The 16,599-nt window shown below is 62.8% G+C and carries 28 protein-coding genes; 27 read left to right on the top strand and 1 reads right to left on the bottom strand.

What is annotated here, in order from left to right; all coding sequences use genetic code 11:
• Positions 1–411 precede the first annotated feature (411 nt).
• The 23 genes from rpsJ to map all read left to right on the top strand — a co-directional run bounded on the left by rpsJ (position 412) and on the right by map (position 12,940).
• Positions 412–720 (top strand): 30S ribosomal protein S10, encoded by a 309-nt coding sequence (rpsJ, locus tag ACSU1G_RS34010; RefSeq protein WP_030147986.1) that lies wholly within the window; start codon positions 412–414, stop codon positions 718–720.
• Between the two features lie 8 nt (positions 721–728).
• Entirely contained in the window at positions 729–1,388 is a 660-nt protein-coding gene (gene rplC, locus ACSU1G_RS34005) for a 50S ribosomal protein L3 (RefSeq protein ID WP_439285989.1), read from the top strand.
• Between the two features lie 2 nt (positions 1,389–1,390).
• Positions 1,391–2,053: a 50S ribosomal protein L4 gene (gene rplD, locus ACSU1G_RS34000; RefSeq protein WP_439285988.1), complete on the top strand. Its 663-nt coding sequence runs from the start codon at positions 1,391–1,393 to the stop codon at positions 2,051–2,053.
• Entirely contained in the window at positions 2,050–2,373 is a 324-nt protein-coding gene (gene rplW, locus ACSU1G_RS33995) for a 50S ribosomal protein L23 (protein ID WP_439285987.1), read from the top strand. Before rplD ends, rplW begins: the two co-directional genes overlap by 4 nt.
• Positions 2,374–2,393: 20 nt before the next feature.
• Positions 2,394–3,233 carry a 50S ribosomal protein L2 gene (gene rplB / locus ACSU1G_RS33990; RefSeq protein ID WP_439285986.1) on the top strand — a complete coding sequence of 280 codons (840 nt, stop codon included), beginning with the start codon at positions 2,394–2,396 and terminating at the stop codon, positions 3,231–3,233.
• An 11-nt stretch (positions 3,234–3,244) separates the two neighbouring features.
• The gene (gene rpsS / locus ACSU1G_RS33985; RefSeq protein ID WP_439285984.1) at positions 3,245–3,526 is read left to right on the top strand and encodes a 30S ribosomal protein S19; all 282 of its coding nucleotides are present in this window, start codon (positions 3,245–3,247) and stop codon (positions 3,524–3,526) included.
• 25 nt (positions 3,527–3,551) lie between these two features.
• Positions 3,552–3,950 (top strand): 50S ribosomal protein L22, encoded by a 399-nt coding sequence (gene rplV, locus ACSU1G_RS33980; RefSeq protein ID WP_439285982.1) that lies wholly within the window; start codon positions 3,552–3,554, stop codon positions 3,948–3,950.
• Positions 3,950–4,708, top strand: a complete 759-nt coding sequence (gene rpsC / locus ACSU1G_RS33975) for a 30S ribosomal protein S3 (protein ID WP_439285980.1) — start codon at positions 3,950–3,952, stop codon at positions 4,706–4,708. The genes rplV and rpsC overlap by 1 nt, the downstream gene beginning before the upstream one ends.
• A complete protein-coding gene (rplP, locus tag ACSU1G_RS33970) occupies positions 4,708–5,127 on the top strand; it encodes a 50S ribosomal protein L16 (RefSeq protein ID WP_439285978.1) in 420 nt (139 codons plus the stop codon). Before rpsC ends, rplP begins: the two co-directional genes overlap by 1 nt.
• Positions 5,127–5,444 carry a 50S ribosomal protein L29 gene (gene rpmC / locus ACSU1G_RS33965; RefSeq protein WP_439285976.1) on the top strand — a complete coding sequence of 106 codons (318 nt, stop codon included), beginning with the start codon at positions 5,127–5,129 and terminating at the stop codon, positions 5,442–5,444. Before rplP ends, rpmC begins: the two co-directional genes overlap by 1 nt.
• Positions 5,444–5,752 (top strand): 30S ribosomal protein S17, encoded by a 309-nt coding sequence (rpsQ, locus tag ACSU1G_RS33960; protein WP_439285974.1) that lies wholly within the window; start codon positions 5,444–5,446, stop codon positions 5,750–5,752. Before rpmC ends, rpsQ begins: the two co-directional genes overlap by 1 nt.
• Positions 5,753–5,779: 27 nt before the next feature.
• Positions 5,780–6,148: a 50S ribosomal protein L14 gene (rplN, locus tag ACSU1G_RS33955; RefSeq protein WP_439285972.1), complete on the top strand. Its 369-nt coding sequence runs from the start codon at positions 5,780–5,782 to the stop codon at positions 6,146–6,148.
• A 2-nt stretch (positions 6,149–6,150) separates the two neighbouring features.
• The gene (rplX, locus tag ACSU1G_RS33950) at positions 6,151–6,510 is read left to right on the top strand and encodes a 50S ribosomal protein L24 (RefSeq protein WP_439285970.1); all 360 of its coding nucleotides are present in this window, start codon (positions 6,151–6,153) and stop codon (positions 6,508–6,510) included.
• Positions 6,510–7,100 carry a 50S ribosomal protein L5 gene (gene rplE, locus ACSU1G_RS33945; protein WP_439285968.1) on the top strand — a complete coding sequence of 197 codons (591 nt, stop codon included), beginning with the start codon at positions 6,510–6,512 and terminating at the stop codon, positions 7,098–7,100. Before rplX ends, rplE begins: the two co-directional genes overlap by 1 nt.
• 123 nt (positions 7,101–7,223) lie before the next feature.
• Positions 7,224–7,622: a 30S ribosomal protein S8 gene (gene rpsH, locus ACSU1G_RS33940; protein ID WP_439285966.1), complete on the top strand. Its 399-nt coding sequence runs from the start codon at positions 7,224–7,226 to the stop codon at positions 7,620–7,622.
• A gap of 6 nt (positions 7,623–7,628) precedes the next feature.
• Complete coding sequence (gene rplF, locus ACSU1G_RS33935) at positions 7,629–8,165, top strand: 50S ribosomal protein L6 (protein WP_439285964.1); 537 nt, start codon at positions 7,629–7,631, stop codon at positions 8,163–8,165.
• A 2-nt stretch (positions 8,166–8,167) separates the two neighbouring features.
• Complete coding sequence (rplR, locus tag ACSU1G_RS33930) at positions 8,168–8,527, top strand: 50S ribosomal protein L18 (RefSeq protein WP_439285962.1); 360 nt, start codon at positions 8,168–8,170, stop codon at positions 8,525–8,527.
• Complete coding sequence (rpsE, locus tag ACSU1G_RS33925) at positions 8,524–9,264, top strand: 30S ribosomal protein S5 (protein WP_439285960.1); 741 nt, start codon at positions 8,524–8,526, stop codon at positions 9,262–9,264. Before rplR ends, rpsE begins: the two co-directional genes overlap by 4 nt.
• Entirely contained in the window at positions 9,264–9,449 is a 186-nt protein-coding gene (gene rpmD, locus ACSU1G_RS33920) for a 50S ribosomal protein L30 (RefSeq protein ID WP_439285958.1), read from the top strand. The genes rpsE and rpmD overlap by 1 nt, the downstream gene beginning before the upstream one ends.
• Complete coding sequence (gene rplO, locus ACSU1G_RS33915; protein WP_439285956.1) at positions 9,449–10,066, top strand: 50S ribosomal protein L15; 618 nt, start codon at positions 9,449–9,451, stop codon at positions 10,064–10,066. The genes rpmD and rplO overlap by 1 nt, the downstream gene beginning before the upstream one ends.
• Positions 10,067–10,168: 102 nt before the next feature.
• A complete protein-coding gene (gene secY / locus ACSU1G_RS33910; RefSeq protein WP_439285954.1) occupies positions 10,169–11,491 on the top strand; it encodes a preprotein translocase subunit SecY in 1,323 nt (440 codons plus the stop codon).
• Complete coding sequence (locus tag ACSU1G_RS33905) at positions 11,488–12,084, top strand: adenylate kinase (RefSeq protein WP_439285952.1); 597 nt, start codon at positions 11,488–11,490, stop codon at positions 12,082–12,084. The genes secY and ACSU1G_RS33905 overlap by 4 nt, the downstream gene beginning before the upstream one ends.
• Position 12,085: 1 nt before the next feature.
• Complete coding sequence (gene map, locus ACSU1G_RS33900; RefSeq protein ID WP_439285950.1) at positions 12,086–12,940, top strand: type I methionyl aminopeptidase; 855 nt, start codon at positions 12,086–12,088, stop codon at positions 12,938–12,940.
• A 257-nt stretch (positions 12,941–13,197) separates the two neighbouring features.
• On the opposite strand, the gene ACSU1G_RS33895 is transcribed toward map, so the two are convergent.
• On the bottom strand, positions 13,198–14,190 hold the full coding sequence (locus ACSU1G_RS33895; RefSeq protein WP_439285948.1) for a hypothetical protein: 993 nt from the start codon (positions 14,188–14,190) through the stop codon (positions 13,198–13,200).
• A 574-nt stretch (positions 14,191–14,764) separates the two neighbouring features.
• On the opposite strand from ACSU1G_RS33895, the gene ACSU1G_RS33890 reads away from it, so the two are divergent.
• The 4 genes from ACSU1G_RS33890 (at position 14,765) to rpsM (ending at position 16,577) form a co-directional block, all read left to right on the top strand.
• Positions 14,765–15,427: a DsbA family protein gene (locus ACSU1G_RS33890; protein WP_439285946.1), complete on the top strand. Its 663-nt coding sequence runs from the start codon at positions 14,765–14,767 to the stop codon at positions 15,425–15,427.
• Positions 15,428–15,629: 202 nt separating this feature from the next.
• On the top strand, positions 15,630–15,851 hold the full coding sequence (gene infA / locus ACSU1G_RS33885) for a translation initiation factor IF-1 (RefSeq protein ID WP_017201569.1): 222 nt from the start codon (positions 15,630–15,632) through the stop codon (positions 15,849–15,851).
• 83 nt (positions 15,852–15,934) lie between these two features.
• Positions 15,935–16,051 (top strand): 50S ribosomal protein L36, encoded by a 117-nt coding sequence (gene rpmJ, locus ACSU1G_RS33880; protein WP_439285944.1) that lies wholly within the window; start codon positions 15,935–15,937, stop codon positions 16,049–16,051.
• A gap of 151 nt (positions 16,052–16,202) precedes the next feature.
• Positions 16,203–16,577 carry a 30S ribosomal protein S13 gene (gene rpsM / locus ACSU1G_RS33875; protein WP_439285942.1) on the top strand — a complete coding sequence of 125 codons (375 nt, stop codon included), beginning with the start codon at positions 16,203–16,205 and terminating at the stop codon, positions 16,575–16,577.
• Positions 16,578–16,599 lie beyond the last annotated feature (22 nt).

Raw genomic sequence — 16,599 nt, 5'->3', positions numbered from 1 at the left:
CCTCGTGTTCGGCGCGCCCCCTCGCGCTGAACACATTCCCCAAGGTGGGGCGAGGCATGGGGATGCTTCGCTCCACCGCCCACCCCTTGTCGCGACAGGAATCGAAGCGCGACACGCCCGGGTTTGCGTAAGTGAAATCAGGCATGGCAGAATAGACAGGTTCCACATTCCGCTGGTGCACTATGTGCGCTCGACGGATCACCATCATGGCAGTGCATAGGCGGCGTCCTCTCCTCGGAGAAGGATGCAGGGTTCTAGGCCGCGGGTGGCAGAACAGCTACCACCTCCTCACGGAGGTGCTGTCGTGCGTTGAAAGACGTGCGAAAGGCGTGAACAGCGCCGTCATGCGTCCAATGCCCCTGAGCCACCCGGCCCAGGTTGGTAAGACGCTTTATAGAGAGTGAACAGACAATGGCGGGACAGAAAATCCGCATTCGCCTGAAGTCGTATGACCATGAGGTCATCGACTCGTCGGCACGCAAGATCGTCGACACCGTGACCCGTGCGGGCGCGACTGTCGTCGGACCAGTGCCGCTGCCGACCGAGAAGAACGTCGTGTGCGTTATTCGGTCGCCCCACAAGTACAAGGACAGCCGCGAGCACTTCGAGATGCGCACCCACAAGCGTCTGATCGACATCGTCGACCCGACGCCCAAGGCTGTCGACTCGCTGATGCGTCTCGACCTTCCTGCTGACGTCAACATCGAGATCAAGCTCTAAGGATCGACATGGCTGACATCAACGCAAAGATTTCCAAGGGACTGCTGGGCACCAAGCTCGGTATGACCCAGGTGTGGAACGCGGATGGCAAGATCATCCCCGTCACCGTCATCGAGCTGGCACCCAACGTGGTCACTCAGATCCGTACCCCCGAGAAGGACGGCTACAACGCTGTTCAGATCGCGGCTGGTCAGATCGACCCCCGCAAGGTGAACAAGCCGCTCTCCGCTCACTTCGAGGCTGCCGGCGTTACGCCGCGCCGCCACCTCACCGAGATCCGCACGTCGGATGCTGCTGAGTACTCGCTTGGTCAGGAGCTCACAGTTGACGGTGTGTTCGAAGCAGGCCAGCTGGTCGACGTAGTCGGCACCAGCAAGGGCAAGGGCTTCGCCGGTGTCATGAAGCGTCACAACTTCAAGGGCGCCCCGGCATCGCACGGTGCACACCGCAACCACCGTAAGCCCGGCTCCATCGGCGCATCGTCGACTCCGAGCCGCGTCTTCAAGGGCATGCGCATGGCTGGCCGTATGGGTGGCGAGCGCGTGACCGTCCTCAACCTGACGGTGCACGCCATCGACGCCGAGAAGGGACTCATGCTCGTCAAGGGCGCCGTCCCCGGTGCTCGTGGCCGCCTCGTCTACGTCCGCAACGCAGTGAAGGGTGCCTGAACATGGCTGACTCGACTCTCGCGCTCGACGTTGTCTCGATCGATGGCAAGAAGGCTGGCTCCATCGAGCTGCCCGCCTCGATCTTCGACGTCAAGACGAACATCCCGCTGATCCACCAGGTCGTCGTCGCGCAGCTCGCGGCGGCTCGCCAGGGAACCCACTCGACCAAGCGTCGCGGTGAGGTCTCCGGTGCAGGCCGCAAGCCCTTCAAGCAGAAGGGCACGGGTAACGCCCGTCAGGGTTCTATCCGCGCGCCGCACATGACCGGTGGTGGCATTGTCCACGGCCCGAAGCCTCGCGACTACTCGCAGCGCACACCCAAGAAGATGATCGCCGCAGCCCTCCGGGGTTCGCTCAGCGACCGCTTCCGCGGTGACCGCCTGCACGTCATCGAGTCGTTCGGCATCGACGGCGCACCTTCGACCAAGAACGCCGCGAAGTTCCTCGCGACCGTTGTTACGTCCAAGCGCGTCCTCATCGTGATCGCACGCGATGACAACACGACGGTCAAGAGCATTCGCAACCTTGACCACGTGCACGTCATCACGTACGACCAGCTCAACGCGTACGACGTTCTCGTCTCTGACGACATCGTCTTCATCCAGGCCGCACTCGAGGGCTTCATCGCCTCGAAGACCGGTACAACCGAGGAGGTCTCGGCATGACCGAGCAGGCAAGCGCCCTCCAGCCGGCGTTCAACAAGGACCCCCGCGACATCATCCTGAAGCCGGTCGTCTCTGAGAAGAGCTACTCGCTGATCGACGAAGGCAAGTACACCTTCCTCGTCGACCCGCGTGCTACGAAGACCGAGATCAAGCTCGCCATCGAGAAGATCTTCGGCGTCAAGGTTGCGGGTGTCAACACGATCAACCGCGTCGGCAAGACCCGTCGCACCCGCTTCGGCACGGGAAAGCGCAAGGACACCAAGCGCGCCATCGTGACCCTGAAGACGGGCACAATCGACATCTTCACGGCAATCGGCTGATCCGGGGGATAAGGACAATAATGGCTATTCGCAAGTACAAGCCCACGACCCCCGGTCGCCGTGGCTCGTCAGTGGCTGACTTCGCTGAGATCACACGATCGACGCCTGAGAAGTCGCTGCTGCGCCCACTGTCAAAGACCGGTGGACGTAACAACCAGGGCCGCATCACGACCCGTCACATCGGTGGTGGCCACAAGCGCCAGTACCGCGTCATTGACTTCAAGCGCAATGACAAGGACGGCGTCAACGCCAAGGTCGCTCACATCGAGTACGACCCCAACCGCACCGCACGCATCGCACTGCTGCACTACTTCGACGGCGAGAAGCGATACATCATCGCGCCGAACAAGCTGAACCAGGGCGACGTCATCGAGTCGGGTGCTGGCGCTGACATCAAGCCCGGCAACAACCTGCCTCTGAAGAACATCCCGACCGGAACGGTGATCCACGCGATCGAACTCCGTCCCGGTGGCGGTGCCAAGATGGCTCGTTCTGCTGGTGCATCCGTTCGTCTCGTTGCCAAGGAAGGCATCTACGCGCAGCTTCGTCTGCCGTCTGGTGAAATCCGCAACGTCGACGCACGCTGCCGCGCAACGATCGGCGAGGTCGGCAACGCCGAGCAGTCGAACATCAACTGGGGCAAGGCTGGCCGTAACCGCTGGAAGGGCATCCGCCCGACCGTCCGTGGTGTCGCCATGAACCCGGTTGATCACCCGCACGGTGGTGGTGAGGGTAAGACCTCCGGTGGACGTCACCCTGTTTCCCCTTGGGGTCAGGCAGAGGGTCGTACCCGTCACGCCAACAAGGAAAGCGACAAGTACATCGTTCGTCGTCGCACCGCGTCTAAGAAGCGTAAGTAGGAGTAGAGAAGATGCCACGGAGTCTCAAGAAGGGCCCCTTCGTCGACGAGCACCTGCTTCGCAAGGTTGTCGTGCAGAACGAAGCTGGTTCCAAGAACGTCATCAAGACCTGGTCACGTCGGTCCATGATCATCCCGGCCATGCTGGGTCACACGATCGCGGTCCACGACGGTCGCAAGCACATCCCCGTGTTTGTCACCGAGACCATGGTCGGTCACAAACTGGGCGAGTTCTCGCCCACCCGCACCTTCCGCGGCCATGAGAAGGACGACAAGAAGGGCCGTCGCCGCTAACGCGGGGACGATAGAGGAGAGAGAAATGGTGGAGTCCATCGCACGCGTGCGACACATCCGCGTGACCCCTCAGAAGGCTCGTCGTGTCGTCGCGCTCATCAAGGGAAAGCAGGCCGAAGAGGCCCTCGCAATCCTGAAGTTCGCAGCGCAGAGCGCCAGCGAGCCGATCTACAAGCTTGTCGCGTCGGCCATGGCCAACGCACAGGTGAAGGCAGATCGTGACGGCGAGTACCTCGACGCGGCCGACCTGTACGTGGCTAACGCTTACGTAGACGAGGGTGCAACGCTCAAGCGTTTCCGCCCCCGTGCACAGGGTCGCGCTTTCCAGATCAAGAAGCGCACGAGCCACATCACGGTCGTGCTCTCGACCCCGGAGGTTGCTACGGCAACCGAGGGCGACAGCAAGAAGAAGGCGAGCAAGTAATGGGACAGAAGGTAAACCCGTACGGCTTCCGCCTCGGAATCACTACGGATCACGTGTCACGTTGGTTCTCAGATTCGACGAAGAAGGGCCAGCGCTACTCTGACTACGTCGCAGAAGACATCAAGATTCGTCTTCTGCTGCAGAAGCAGCTTGACCGCGCCGGCGTTTCGAACATCGAGATCGAGCGCACCCGTGACCGCGTCCGCGTCGACATTCACACCGCCCGTCCGGGCATCGTGATCGGTCGTCGTGGCGCCGAAGCAGAGCGCATCCGTACTGACCTCGAGAAGCTCTCAGGTAAGCAGATCCAGCTGAACATCCTCGAGGTCAAGAACCCCGAGGCTGACGCTCAGCTCGTCGCACAGGGCATCGCCGAGCAGCTTTCTGCTCGTGTGGCGTTCCGTCGTGCGATGCGCAAGGGCCTCCAGGGCGCACAGCGCGCTGGAGTCAAGGGCATCCGTATCCAGGTCTCCGGCCGCCTCGGCGGCGCCGAGATGAGCCGTTCGGAGTTCTACCGCGAAGGCCGTGTGCCGCTGCACACGCTTCGCGCGAACATCGACTACGGCTTCTACGAGGCAAAGACCACCTTCGGCCGCATCGGCGTGAAGGTCTGGATCTACAAGGGTGACCTCACCGCTAAGGAGCTTGCTCGCGAGCAGGCTAACGCACCGAAGTCCCGTGGCCGCGATGACCGTGGCGGCGACCGCCGTCGCGCTCCGCGCAACGAGGCTCCTGTTGCAGAAGGAGCGTCGGCATAATGCTCATCCCCCGTAAGGTCAAGTTCCGCAAGCAGCATCACCCGGGTCGTTCCGGTCAGGCTACTGGTGGCACGAAGGTCTCCTTCGGAGAGTTCGGCATCCAGGCACTGACTCCCGCTTATGTGACCAACCGTCAGATCGAGGCAGCTCGTATCGCGGTTACCCGTCACATGAAGCGCGGTGGAAAGGTGTGGATCAACATCTACCCGGACCGTCCGCTCACGAAGAAGCCTGCTGAAACCCGCATGGGTTCCGGTAAGGGTTCGCCCGAGTGGTGGGTCTCGAACGTCAAGCCGGGCCGCGTCCTCTTCGAGGTCGCCGGTGTCTCCGAGGAAATCGCTCGCGAGGCCCTGACCCGAGCAATTCACAAACTGCCGCTCAAGGCACGAATCATCAAGCGCGAGGAGGGCGACGCGTAATGGCGATCGGAACCAAAGAGCTCGCTCCTACGGAGCTAGACACGTATGAAGACCAGCGCCTCGTTGAGGAGCTGCGCAAGGCCAAGGAGGAGCTTTTCAACCTCCGTTTCCAGTCGGCCACCGGCCAGCTGGAAAGCCACGGCCGCATTCGCGCCGTCAAGCGCGACATCGCACGCCTGTACACCGTGATCCGCGAACGTGAGCTGGGCATCCGTGCGACGCCTGCTCCGGTCGAGGCCCCGGCCAAGAAGGCGTCCAAGTCGAAGGCGAAGAAGACCGAGGATGCCTCGGCTGACGCTGAAGGGAAGGCTGAGTAATGGCCACCAAGAAGGAAGCGGAAGCTCCCGTCTCGCACGATGTGCGCGATGAGAACGCTCGCGGTTACCGCAAGACGCAGCGTGGCTACGTCACCAGCGACAAGATGGACAAGACCATCGTCGTTGAGGTCGAAGACCGCGTAAAGCACCCCCTGTACGGCAAGGTCATCCGCCGCACAGAGAAGCGCAAGGTGCACGACGAGACCAACTCGGCGGGCATTGGCGACCTCGTTGTCATCACCGAGACTCGTCCGCTCAGCGCCACGAAGCGCTGGCGTCTGGTCGAAATCGTCGAGAAGGCCAAGTAAGCCTCCCGGCTTACTTAAGGAGCAATAGTGATTCAGCAAGAATCCCGCGTCAAGGTCGCCGACAACACCGGTGCGAAGGAACTCCTCACGATCCGCGTTCTCGGTGGCTCACGCCGCCGTTACGCAGGTCTGGGTGACACCATCGTGGCCACGGTCAAGGACGCGATCCCCGGCGGAAACGTGAAGAAGGGCGACGTCGTCAAGGCGGTCATCGTCCGTACCAAGAAGGAAGTTCGTCGTGCGGACGGCTCCTACATCAAGTTCGACGAGAACGCTGCCGTCCTTCTGAAGACTGACGGGGAGCCTCGCGGCACCCGCATCTTCGGACCGGTCTGCCGCGAACTTCGTGACAAGAAGTTCATGAAGATCGTCTCGCTGGCGCCGGAGGTTATTTAATTATGGCGAACATCAAGAAGGGTGACCTGGTTCAGGTCATCACTGGCCGTAAGCAGGCCAAGGGCGGAGACCGGGGCAAGCAGGGCAAGGTCCTCGAGATCTTCTCTGACCGCAACCGCGTCATCGTCGAAGGCGTGAACTACGTCACCAAGCACAGCCGCGTCGGCCAGACGCAGCGCGGCACCAAGACGGGTGGCATCGAGACGATCGAAGCCCCCATCCACATCTCGAATGTCGCACTTGTCGACCCTTCGACCAAGAAGCCGACTCGCGTCGGTCACCGGGTCGAGGAGCAGACCAAGGACGGCGTCAAGCGCACCGTCCGCGTGCGTTACGCGAAGACGTCAGGTAAGGACCTCTGATGAGCACCGACACTGCCGCGCCGGCTGGCAAGATCCAGCCGCGCTTGAAGCAGAAGTACCGGGCCGAAATCCTGCAGAAGATGCAGGAAGAATTCGGCTACACCAACGTGATGCAGATCCCCCGGCTGGTCAAGGTCGTCGTCAACACCGGTGTCGGTGAAGCGGCTCGCGACAGCAAGGTGATCGACGGCGCGGTTGAGGATCTCACGAAGATCACCGGCCAGAAGCCGATCGTCACGAAGGCCCGCAAGTCCATCGCGCAGTTCAAGCTGCGTGAAGGTCAGCCCATCGGTGCGCACGTCACCCTCCGTGGAGATCGTGCGTGGGAGTTCATCGACCGCCTTGTCTCGCTCGCACTGCCCCGTATCCGCGACTTCCGCGGTCTTTCGGGCACGCAGTTCGACGGTCACGGTAACTACACCTTCGGTATCCAGGAGCAGAGCGTGTTCCACGAGATCGATCAGGACAAGATCGACCGCGTTCGCGGCTTCGACATCACCGTCGTCACCACGGCCAAGACGGATGACGAGGGTCGTGCACTTCTGCGTCACCTCGGCTTCCCGTTCAAGCCCGAAGACGCCAAGGCGTGACACTGTGGACCCCCGCCCGTCGGGCGGGGGTCCTGTGTGCGCTTACAATTGAAGATTGCATCTCATAGAAGGTCGTCTGTCGTGTAACGGCAGCCGAAACCTCGTGAACAAAGGAATATAAATATGACAATGACAGACCCGGTCGCAGATATGCTGACCCGTCTGCGCAACGCGAACTCGGCACACCACGATTCCGTGTCCCTGCCGTCGAGCAAGCTCAAGACGCACATCGCTCAGATCCTCGAGCAGCAGGGTTTCATCGCCGGCTACGAGGTCACCGACGCTCGCGTCGGTGAGACGCTGACCATCACGCTGAAGTACGGCCCCACCCGCGAGCGTTCGATCGTGGGCATCAAGCGCGTATCGAAGCCCGGACTGCGCGTTTACGCAAAGTCCACGGAGCTCCCCACGGTCCTTGGCGGCCTTGGTGTGGCCATCCTGTCCACTTCCTCCGGACTCCTCACGGACCGTCAGGCTTCGCAGAAGGGCGTAGGCGGAGAAGTTCTCGCCTACGTGTGGTAATTCGAAATGTCGCGTATTGGACGACTTCCCATCGAGATTCCTGCGGGCGTGACCATTGCGGTCAACGGCCGTGCAGTCGCGGTGAAGGGCCCCAAGGGTGAGCTCACCCTGAACCTGGCCAGCCCCATCGAGGTCGCGGTCGAGGACAACCAGGTGGTTGTTTCCCGTCCCGACGACGAGCGTGAGTCACGGTCGCTTCACGGCCTGACCCGCACGCTCATCAACAACAACATCATCGGCGTGACCCAGGGTTACACCAAGGGCCTTGAGGTCGTTGGTACCGGTTACCGCGTGCAGCAGAAGGGCGGCTCGGTTGAGTTCGCGCTTGGCTTCTCGCACCCGGTTGTCGTTGCGCCGCCCGCCGGCATCACTTTCGCGGTCGAGGGCAACAACAAGCTCGTCGTGAGTGGTATCGACAAGCAGGCTGTCGGTGAGGCAGCTGCCAACATCCGCAAGATTCGTAAGCCTGAGCCGTACAAGGGCAAGGGTGTGCGTTACGCCGGCGAGATCGTGCGTCGCAAGGCCGGAAAGAGTGGTAAGTAACCATGGCTGTCAAAACAAAATCTGACGCCCGTGCGCGTCGTCACGCCCGCCTTCGCAAGAAGGTCGTCGGCACTGAGGCGCGTCCGCGTCTGGTCGTCAACCGTTCGGCCCGCCACGTCTTCGTCCAGCTGGTCGACGACAGCAAGGGTCTCACCGTTGCATCGGCATCCACACTCGAGACCGAGCTGCGCTCGTTCGACGGTGACAAGACCGCTAAGGCCCGCAAGGTTGGCGAGCTTCTCGCAGACCGTGCGAAGGCTGCCGGATTCTCAGAGGTCGTCTTCGACCGCGGTGGCAACCGTTATGCAGGTCGCGTTGCGGCCATCGCAGACGGCGCCCGCGAAGGAGGGCTCGCACTGTGAGTGACAACAAGGAGAAAGAAGTGACCGAAACGGCTACTGCCGCTCCCGAAACGGCTGCTGCTGAGGTTGCCGCTGTCGTCTCCGAGACGGCTGCCGGCACGACCCAGGCAGAGCCCGCGCGCGAAAACCGCCGCGGCGGTGGCCGTGGCGATGGACGCAACCAGGGTGGACGCGACCGCAACTCGCGCGACCGTGGCGAGAACCAGTTCATGGAGCGCGTTGTCACCATCAACCGCGTCTCGAAGGTCGTGAAGGGTGGTCGTCGCTTCAGCTTCACCGCTCTCGTGGTCGTCGGTGACGGCAACGGTCTGGTCGGCGTTGGCTACGGCAAGGCTCGTGAGGTGCCGCTGGCTATCGCCAAGGGTGTCGAAGAGGCCAAGCGGAACTTCTTCCGCGTGCCCCGCGTCGCCACCACGATCCCGCACCCCGTGCAGGGTGAGGCCGCAGCTGGCGTCGTTCTGCTGCGTCCGGCTGCTGCCGGTACCGGTGTTATCGCCGGTGGTCCGGTTCGCGCCGTACTCGAGTGCGCTGGCATCCACGATGTCCTCTCGAAGTCGCTTGGCTCGTCGAACACGATCAACATCGTGCACGCGACCGTTGCGGCGCTCAAGAGCCTCGAAGAGCCTCGTGCAGTCGCGGCTCGCCGCGGCCTGCCGTACGACGCCGTTGTTCCGGACATCATCCTCCGTAACGAGGCAAAGGCCGCAGCTGCGGCTGCTGCGAAGGTAGGTGCCTGATGGCCGCGCGTCTGAAGGTCACCCAGATCAAGTCCAAGGTGAGCGAGAAGCAGAACCAGCGTGACACGCTGCGCAGCCTCGGTCTTAAGCGGATCGGCGACAGCACCGTCCGCCCCGACGACGCGCAGGTGCGCGGCTACGTCAAGACCGTCGCACACCTCGTCCAGGTTGAGGAGATCGACTAATGGCTGAGAAGAACGACACCGTCGAGGCTGAAAAGGCCCCGAAGAAGGTTGCCGCTCCCAAGGCTGCTGCCGCGAAGAAGGCTCCGGCTAAGGCCGCTGACAAGGCTCCGGCCAAGGCAGCTGCGAAGAAGCCGGCCGCCAAGAAGGCTGCTCCGAAGGCGGACGCTCCGGCATCCCGTCCCGGTGTACTCAAGGTCCACCACCTGCGTCCGACCCCCGGCGCCAACACTGCGAAGACTCGTGTCGGTCGCGGTGAAGGTTCCAAGGGTAAGACTGCTGGTCGCGGTACCAAGGGTACGAGGGCACGCAACACCGTTCGTGTCGGCTTTGAGGGTGGGCAGATGCCTCTGCACATGCGCACCCCGAAGCTGCGCGGGTTCAAGAACCCGTTCCGCGTCGAGTACCAGGTTGTGAACCTGGAAAAGCTCGCGGAACTGTACCCCTCGGGCGGCGACGTCACCATTGTCGACTTGGTCGCCAAGGGTGCTGTTCGCAAGAACGAGAAGGTCAAGGTTCTCGGAAACGGCGACATCGCCGTGAAGCTCACCGTCACGGTTGACAAGGTCTCTGGCTCTGCCGAGCAGAAGATCGTGGCTGCGGGCGGATCCGTCAAGTAACCACGTCAGAGAGGGGTCGGAGATTCTCCGGCCCCTCTCTGCGTTACGCTGGTCTTTCGGCCGCCCATTGCGGGTTGGCAACCCTTTTCAGGAGGAACGCCCTTGTTTAGCGCTATCGCGCGGATCTTCCGCACACCCGACCTGCGTCGGAAGATCGGTTTTACACTGGCGATCATCGCCATTTACCGGCTTGGTTCGCATGTCCCGTCTCCGTTCGTGCATTTTCCGAACGTCGAGGAGTGTCTGCGCGTCAGCGCGGGTACCGACGGACTGCTGAGTCTGGTCAACCTGTTCTCAGGTGGAGCCCTGCTTCAGCTCTCGATCTTCGCGCTGGGCGTCATGCCCTACATCACGGCGACGATCATCACCCAGCTGCTGCGCGTGGTCATCCCGCACTTTGAGGCGCTGCACAAGGAGGGCCAGGCCGGTCAGGGCAAGCTCACCCAGTACACGCGGTACCTCACCATCGCTCTCGCGCTGCTGCAGTCGACGACGCTCGTCACCGTGGCACGCAGCGGTCAACTCTTCGGCACCACAGATGTCGCGGCCTGCCAGCAGCTGCTGACCAATGACGTCTGGTGGGCACAGCTGCTCATCATCATGACGATGACCGCCGGCACCGGCCTGATCATGTGGTTCGCCGAGCTCGTCACCGAGCGTGGCATCGGCAACGGCATGTCGCTGCTGATCTTCACGTCCATCGCTGCGACGTTCCCGTCGGCAATGTGGGCCATCTTCGAGTCGAACGGCTTCGAAGTCTTTCTCTTGGTCCTCGCGGTCGGCATCGTCGTCACTGGGCTTGTGGTCTTCGTCGAGCAATCGCAGCGACGTGTCCCCGTGCAGTACGCCAAGCGCATGGTCGGCAGGCGCACCTACGGCGGCACGAACACCTACATCCCGATCAAGGTGAACATGGCGGGTGTGATCCCGATCATCTTCGCGTCGTCGCTGCTGTACATCCCGATGCTCATCGCGCAGTTCAACACTCCGCAGGACGGCTCAACGCCGGCCGCATGGGTCGTCTGGGTCTCGCAGAACCTCACCACCGGTGACCAGCCGCTCTACATGGCGATCTACTTCTTGCTGATCGTCGGCTTCACCTACTTCTACGTCGCGATCACGTTCAACCCTGTTGAGGTCGCCGACAACATGAAGAAGTACGGCGGGTTCATCCCCGGTATCCGTGCCGGGCGTCCGACGGCCGAGTACCTCGACTTCGTCATCACCCGCATCACGTTCCCAGGGTCCATCTACCTGGGTCTGGTTGCGCTCATCCCGCTCATCGCTCTCGCGACTGTCGGAGCGAACCAGAACTTCCCGTTCGGTGGTGCCTCAATCCTCATCATCGTCGGTGTGGGTCTTGAGACCGTCAAGCAGATCGACGCACAGCTTCAGCAACGTCACTACGAAGGGCTTCTCCGTTGACAGCATCCGCACGACTCCTCATCGTTGGCCCGCAGGGCTCCGGCAAAGGCACGCAGGGCGTGCGCATTGCTTCGGCCTTCGGCATCCCGGTGGTTTCCACTGGTGACATCTTCCGCGCGAACATCAAGGGCGGCACTGAACTGGGCCGCCAGGTCACCGAGATCCTCGATCGCGGCGACCTCGTGCCGGACGAGCTGACGAGTGAGATCGTGCGCGACCGGCTGTCGCAGGACGATGCGGCGAAGGGCTTCCTGCTCGACGGATACCCGCGTAACGCTGTCCAGGTCGGACACCTCGACGAGTTCCTCACCGCTCGCGGCGAGGCTCTGGACGCAGTCATCCTGCTGGATGTTCCGCGTGCGGAGAGCATGACGCGTCTGACGCTGCGTGCCGAGGAGCAGGGCCGCTCGGACGACACCGAGGAAGCCATCGCGCACCGCCTCGACATCTACGAGAACGAGACCGCTCCGATCCTCGCTGTGTACCGTGAGCGCGGCATCGTCGATGCCGTCAACGGTGTGGGCTCGCTCGACGAGATCACCGTGCGCATTTCCGCGGCGCTGGGCGCCCGCGGACTGCACGCTGCGCTCTGACATGTTCCGCCGCTCTATCTACAAGACGCCAGCGCAGCTGCGGTCGATGGTCGAACCCGGCCTCATCACCGCTGCATCGTTGGATGCTGCTGCCGCTGTCATTCGGGCTGGAGTGACGACGGCTGAGGTGGATGCTGCGGCATTCGCCGCTGTGGTTGCTCGCGGCGCGGAGTCGAACTTTAAGCTCGTGCGTGGATACCACCACACCACCTGCATCTCCGTGAACGACGAGGTTGTCCACGGCATCCCCGGCTCCCGCGTGCTGGAGGCCGGGGACATTGTCTCGGTCGACAGTGGTGCGCAGTTCCAGGGGTGGAACGGCGACAGTGCTCGGACATTTATTGTGCCTGGTTCTGACTCTGTCGATTCTGTGGTTCTCGCGCGGCGCGAGGAGCTTTCGCGAGTGACCGAGGGCTCGATGTGGGCGGGAATTGCCGCCATGGCATCCGTTGGTTATATCGGCGATATCGGCGCAGCGATCCAGGAATACATCGAAGCGCAGGGGCCCTCTGAGGTTTCTGGGCAGCACTACGGCATTCTGCGTGAGTACGTCGGCCACGGCATCGGACGCAAGATGCACGAGGCGCCCAGCGTCTTCAACTACCGCACTCCCGACCCGGGCGCCGCAGTCAAGGCAGGTCTGGTGCTCGCGATCGAGCCGATGGTCACCGCCGGGGGAGAAGAGACCCTGGTCGAGGACGATGACTGGACCGTTTCGACGGTCGACGGCACCGACGGCTCGCACTGGGAGCACAGCGTCGCCCGCCACGAGGGTGGCATCTGGGTGCTCACTGCTCCGGATGGCGGCGCCGCCGGCCTCGCTCCCTTCGGCGTGACCCCCGTCCCCCTGGCTTAGGCCCTCCCCGGTCGGCCTAGCCCCTTCGGACTAGGCCCTTCGGCCTGGGCCCTCCGGCCTGGGCCCTCCGGACCCTTCGGCCTAACTCCTCCGGCCCGCCCGGCCCCTCCGAGTTTCGGCATCCGCTCGCGCGACACCTTCGTCGTGAGACAACATGCCCGGTGCCCGGCATCCGCTCGCGCGACATGTTCGTCGTGAGACACCATGCTGGGCTTGGTGTCTCACGCTGAGCATGTCGCGGACGCGTGAGCGGTGACTCAGGGGCGGGATGTTGGAGGCGGAACAGCGCGCGGATTGATTGAGAGCGTCTTGAGCATTCGCATCTGAGGGGGCGCGATGCGGCGGACCTTCGCCGCGAGCAGTGCCTCCACCAGCGGCTTCACCTTTCGCGCGCCGGCGAACTCCCATCTGGCGAATGGATGCCCGTTGCGCCGGAGCCGATCCTCTCGTCGTTTCTCATCGGCGAGTAACACTGCAGCCTTCTTGGGATCCTTCAGCTGATATTTCTCCCACCCGTCGGCCTCGCCGATCGCGCCATTTGAGGGGAAGAAGAAATCGGTACGATCGAGCTCGCCCTCATAGTGGAACTTCCGCTGCAGTTCGGGCTGCTCGAACCCGCTCCACTCGATCACGGCGCGACTCACACTCTCGGACGGCGACTCCGACAGGCCATCTGCACGAGCCCACACCCAACGCAGCAGCGACCGTCCCCGCCGATTCTCCTGAGTCTCGGATTCCGCGCGCAACTGGTCGAGAGTGAGTAGCCCTCCCTGCACCGGGGAGATCGCACTGTCCGCGATGGTCAACGCATGCGCGGGCGGAAGCACACGGCATAGATCGATCACGGTATCCAGGAAGCTGGTGGTGAGAACCCCGCCGATCCGACCGACCTCCCTCTGCTCGATGCTGGTGTGCACGAAGACGTCGCCGAACTTCCGAGATCTCGAGCGGTGAGGATCATAGACATGGATGTACTCCGTCTGTCCGAAATGCGGCAAGCCGTGCGGGACTGCCGCAGACTCCAGACAGAGGGCGGCGTCGGGATGAAGCCGAGCGAAGGCATGGACGCGAACGGAATACTTCGTCCACGGCAGGAGCTTCTCGTACGCCGCGCGGTTGACGTAGATGCCTCGACGCAGGCGACGCCAGACCGTCGGCGTCAGTGCGATATGGAGCATCCGCGCCTCGGCGGTGGTGACGAGAGCGAGAGGCGAGACGACGACGGCGCGATCTTTGAGGAGCAGAGGCATTCCAGCATCCTTGCGCAGCGACACCCGCGATTACGCGTTCGGTGGATAGCATCCGTTTTGGCGTACCTGTGCAGAACAAGTCGGGGGCCGGAGGAAGGTGGACACCACCCGCAGCCGCCCGCGAGGCACCACCCGCCGCCCGCGACACGTTCGGCCGATGGCGACACGCTCAGCGTGAGCCACCATCGCCAGCGTGGTGTCTCACGCAGAAGATGGTCGGGCACGCGAAGAGGATGCTTCACACGCCGCCGCCAGCGACACCACCCGCCCGCCGCCGTCACCACCCACCGCCGCCGACACCACCCGCAGCCGCCCGCGAGGCACCACCACCCACCGCCGCCCGCGACACGTTCGGCCGATGGCGACATGCTCGGCGTGAGCCACCATCGCGTGCGTGGTGTCTCACGCAGAAGATGGTCGGGCACGCGGAAGAGGATGCCTCACACCTCGGTGCGGGCGGGTTCACAACGGGCGCATAGAAAATACCGGCAGGATTGATCAAGTACGGGTGCGCACAGCACCCCTCATACTCCCGGACTCGCGCGCGACGTGAGCCTCGATAGATCGGAATGAAATGGCTGCTGCTGCCAAGAGCAACACCAACTGGTTCGCCGTCGGAATCTCGATTGCGGTTGTTGTCGTCCTCGTCGTTCTCGGCGGCCTGGTCGTGTTCCTGAACAACCAGGCCAGTGCTCCCGGTACCGCGCCGGACAGTGCGATCGTCAACGAAGAGACCGGCGCCCTGAGCTTCGGCGAGGGCGACACCGAGATCGACACGTTCTTCGATTTCATGTGCCCGATCTGCGGCGACTTTGAAGACGCCTACGGCGAGCAGCTGCAGGAAGCGGCCGCGGACGACAAGATCACTCTCAACCTGCACCCGATCTCGATCCTGGACCGCTACTCGCAGAACACCGAGTACTCCACCCGCGCCGCTGCAGCCGTGTATTGCGTTGCCGCCGAGTCGCCGGAAGCCACCATGGACTACTTCAACCTGCTATTCGAGAACCAGCCGGCTGAGAACTCTACCGGTCTCACCGACGATGAGCTCGCAGCTCTCGCCGAGCAGGCCGGCGCAGCAGACGTCTCCGAGTGCATCGCCGACGGCACCTACAAGCGCTTTGTGACCTCGCAGACCAAGCAGCACGACATCGCTGGCACACCGACCGTCGAGATCGATGGCGAGCGGATCGACAACTCCGAGATCGCCACTCGATTCGCCGAGATCCTCGGCTGAGGCACTCGAACTGCAGCCTTCAGAAAGCGGGTCGTTCCTTCGGGAGCGGCCCGCTTTCGCGCTCAAGTTGCCGGATGGCATCCGGGCGGATAAGATAGAGCGTTGGTGCCTCTGTGCCCGGTTTCGGCGTGTCCGTCCGGTGCGGCACCGCAATCATCTATCCACCGCAGATCGACCGGTCTGCAAAAGCGTCAGCGAGGCTATGGCTAAGAAAGACGGTGTCATCGAGATCGAGGGCGTGATCTCGGAGGCTTTGCCCAACGCGATGTTCCGCGTTGAGCTCAGCAACGGGCACAAAGTCCTGGCAACGATCTCCGGCAAGATGCGGCAGAACTACATCCGCATCATCCCCGAAGACCGCGTGGTCGTGGAGCTCAGCCCCTACGACCTGACTCGCGGCCGTATCGTCTACCGCTACCGCTGATCGGTCGAGAAGTAACGATCGTCTTCGCCCATTGACTTGTTCAGCGGGCGAAGAAGACACGAAGACAGCGAACAGGAAACATCATGAAGGTCAAGCCCAGCGTCAAGGCCATGTGCGATCACTGCAAGGTGATCCGTCGTCACGGCCGCGTCATGGTGATCTGCAAGAGCAACCCGCGCCACAAGCAGCGCCAGGGCTGAACCCCCGGCGTCAGGGCCATTCTTCAGGTCTGACTCACAACTCAATACGCAACTAGGCAGGATCAAGAACCCACGCACGTGGGGGACACCTCGGGACTGAGGCCCGGGTCCACATCCTGCTCCACACCTCTACTCATCCAGGAGAAACCGCATGGCACGTCTTGCCGGCGTTGACATCCCGCGCGATAAGCGCGTGGTGATCGCCCTTACCTACATTTACGGCGTTGGCCGTACCCGCTCTGTCGAGATCCTCAAGGCGGCCGAGATCGACGAGTCGATCCGCGTCAAGGACCTCAGCGACGACCAGCTGATCATCCTTCGTGACTACATCGAAGGCAACTACAAGGTGGAGGGTGACCTGCGCCGCGAGGTTGCAGCCGACATCCGCCGCAAGGTTGAGATTGGCTCCTACCAGGGCATCCGCCACCGTCGCGGCCTGCCCGTGCACGGTCAGCGCACCAAGACCAACGCACGTACCCGCAAGGGCCCGAAGCGCACCGTCGCCGGCAAGAAGAAGGCCCGCTAAGTAGCGGCCAGGAAATAGGAGA

This window comes from Microbacterium sp. A93, from assembly GCF_051842835.1.
Note: the sequence above shows the minus strand (reverse complement) of the source record. Positions and strands in the feature narration are given on the sequence as shown.

What these genes read in the sequence shown, in the direction of transcription:
- rplO (WP_439285956.1), top strand. Translation starts at nt 9,449, where the DNA reads ATGGCTGAGAAGAACGACACCGTCGAGGCTGAAAAGGCCCCGAAGAAG.
- rplF (WP_439285964.1), top strand. Translation starts at nt 7,629, where the DNA reads ATGTCGCGTATTGGACGACTTCCCATCGAGATTCCTGCGGGCGTGACC.
- rplV (WP_439285982.1), top strand. Translation starts at nt 3,552, where the DNA reads ATGGTGGAGTCCATCGCACGCGTGCGACACATCCGCGTGACCCCTCAG.
- rplB (WP_439285986.1), top strand. Translation starts at nt 2,394, where the DNA reads ATGGCTATTCGCAAGTACAAGCCCACGACCCCCGGTCGCCGTGGCTCG.
- rpmC (WP_439285976.1), top strand. Translation starts at nt 5,127, where the DNA reads ATGGCGATCGGAACCAAAGAGCTCGCTCCTACGGAGCTAGACACGTAT.
- ACSU1G_RS33890 (WP_439285946.1), top strand. Translation starts at nt 14,765, where the DNA reads ATGGCTGCTGCTGCCAAGAGCAACACCAACTGGTTCGCCGTCGGAATC.
- rpsQ (WP_439285974.1), top strand. Translation starts at nt 5,444, where the DNA reads ATGGCCACCAAGAAGGAAGCGGAAGCTCCCGTCTCGCACGATGTGCGC.
- rpsS (WP_439285984.1), top strand. Translation starts at nt 3,245, where the DNA reads ATGCCACGGAGTCTCAAGAAGGGCCCCTTCGTCGACGAGCACCTGCTT.
- rplP (WP_439285978.1), top strand. Translation starts at nt 4,708, where the DNA reads ATGCTCATCCCCCGTAAGGTCAAGTTCCGCAAGCAGCATCACCCGGGT.
- infA (WP_017201569.1), top strand. Translation starts at nt 15,630, where the DNA reads ATGGCTAAGAAAGACGGTGTCATCGAGATCGAGGGCGTGATCTCGGAG.
- map (WP_439285950.1), top strand. Translation starts at nt 12,086, where the DNA reads ATGTTCCGCCGCTCTATCTACAAGACGCCAGCGCAGCTGCGGTCGATG.
- rplD (WP_439285988.1), top strand. Translation starts at nt 1,391, where the DNA reads ATGGCTGACTCGACTCTCGCGCTCGACGTTGTCTCGATCGATGGCAAG.
- rpsJ (WP_030147986.1), top strand. Translation starts at nt 412, where the DNA reads ATGGCGGGACAGAAAATCCGCATTCGCCTGAAGTCGTATGACCATGAG.
- rplX (WP_439285970.1), top strand. Translation starts at nt 6,151, where the DNA reads ATGGCGAACATCAAGAAGGGTGACCTGGTTCAGGTCATCACTGGCCGT.
- rpmJ (WP_439285944.1), top strand. Translation starts at nt 15,935, where the DNA reads ATGAAGGTCAAGCCCAGCGTCAAGGCCATGTGCGATCACTGCAAGGTG.
- rpsH (WP_439285966.1), top strand. Translation starts at nt 7,224, where the DNA reads ATGACAATGACAGACCCGGTCGCAGATATGCTGACCCGTCTGCGCAAC.
- rplC (WP_439285989.1), top strand. Translation starts at nt 729, where the DNA reads ATGGCTGACATCAACGCAAAGATTTCCAAGGGACTGCTGGGCACCAAG.
- ACSU1G_RS33895 (WP_439285948.1), bottom strand. Translation starts at nt 14,190, where the DNA reads ATGCCTCTGCTCCTCAAAGATCGCGCCGTCGTCGTCTCGCCTCTCGCT.
- rplR (WP_439285962.1), top strand. Translation starts at nt 8,168, where the DNA reads ATGGCTGTCAAAACAAAATCTGACGCCCGTGCGCGTCGTCACGCCCGC.
- rplW (WP_439285987.1), top strand. Translation starts at nt 2,050, where the DNA reads ATGACCGAGCAGGCAAGCGCCCTCCAGCCGGCGTTCAACAAGGACCCC.
- rpsC (WP_439285980.1), top strand. Translation starts at nt 3,950, where the DNA reads ATGGGACAGAAGGTAAACCCGTACGGCTTCCGCCTCGGAATCACTACG.
- rpmD (WP_439285958.1), top strand. Translation starts at nt 9,264, where the DNA reads ATGGCCGCGCGTCTGAAGGTCACCCAGATCAAGTCCAAGGTGAGCGAG.
- rpsM (WP_439285942.1), top strand. Translation starts at nt 16,203, where the DNA reads ATGGCACGTCTTGCCGGCGTTGACATCCCGCGCGATAAGCGCGTGGTG.
- rplE (WP_439285968.1), top strand. Translation starts at nt 6,510, where the DNA reads ATGAGCACCGACACTGCCGCGCCGGCTGGCAAGATCCAGCCGCGCTTG.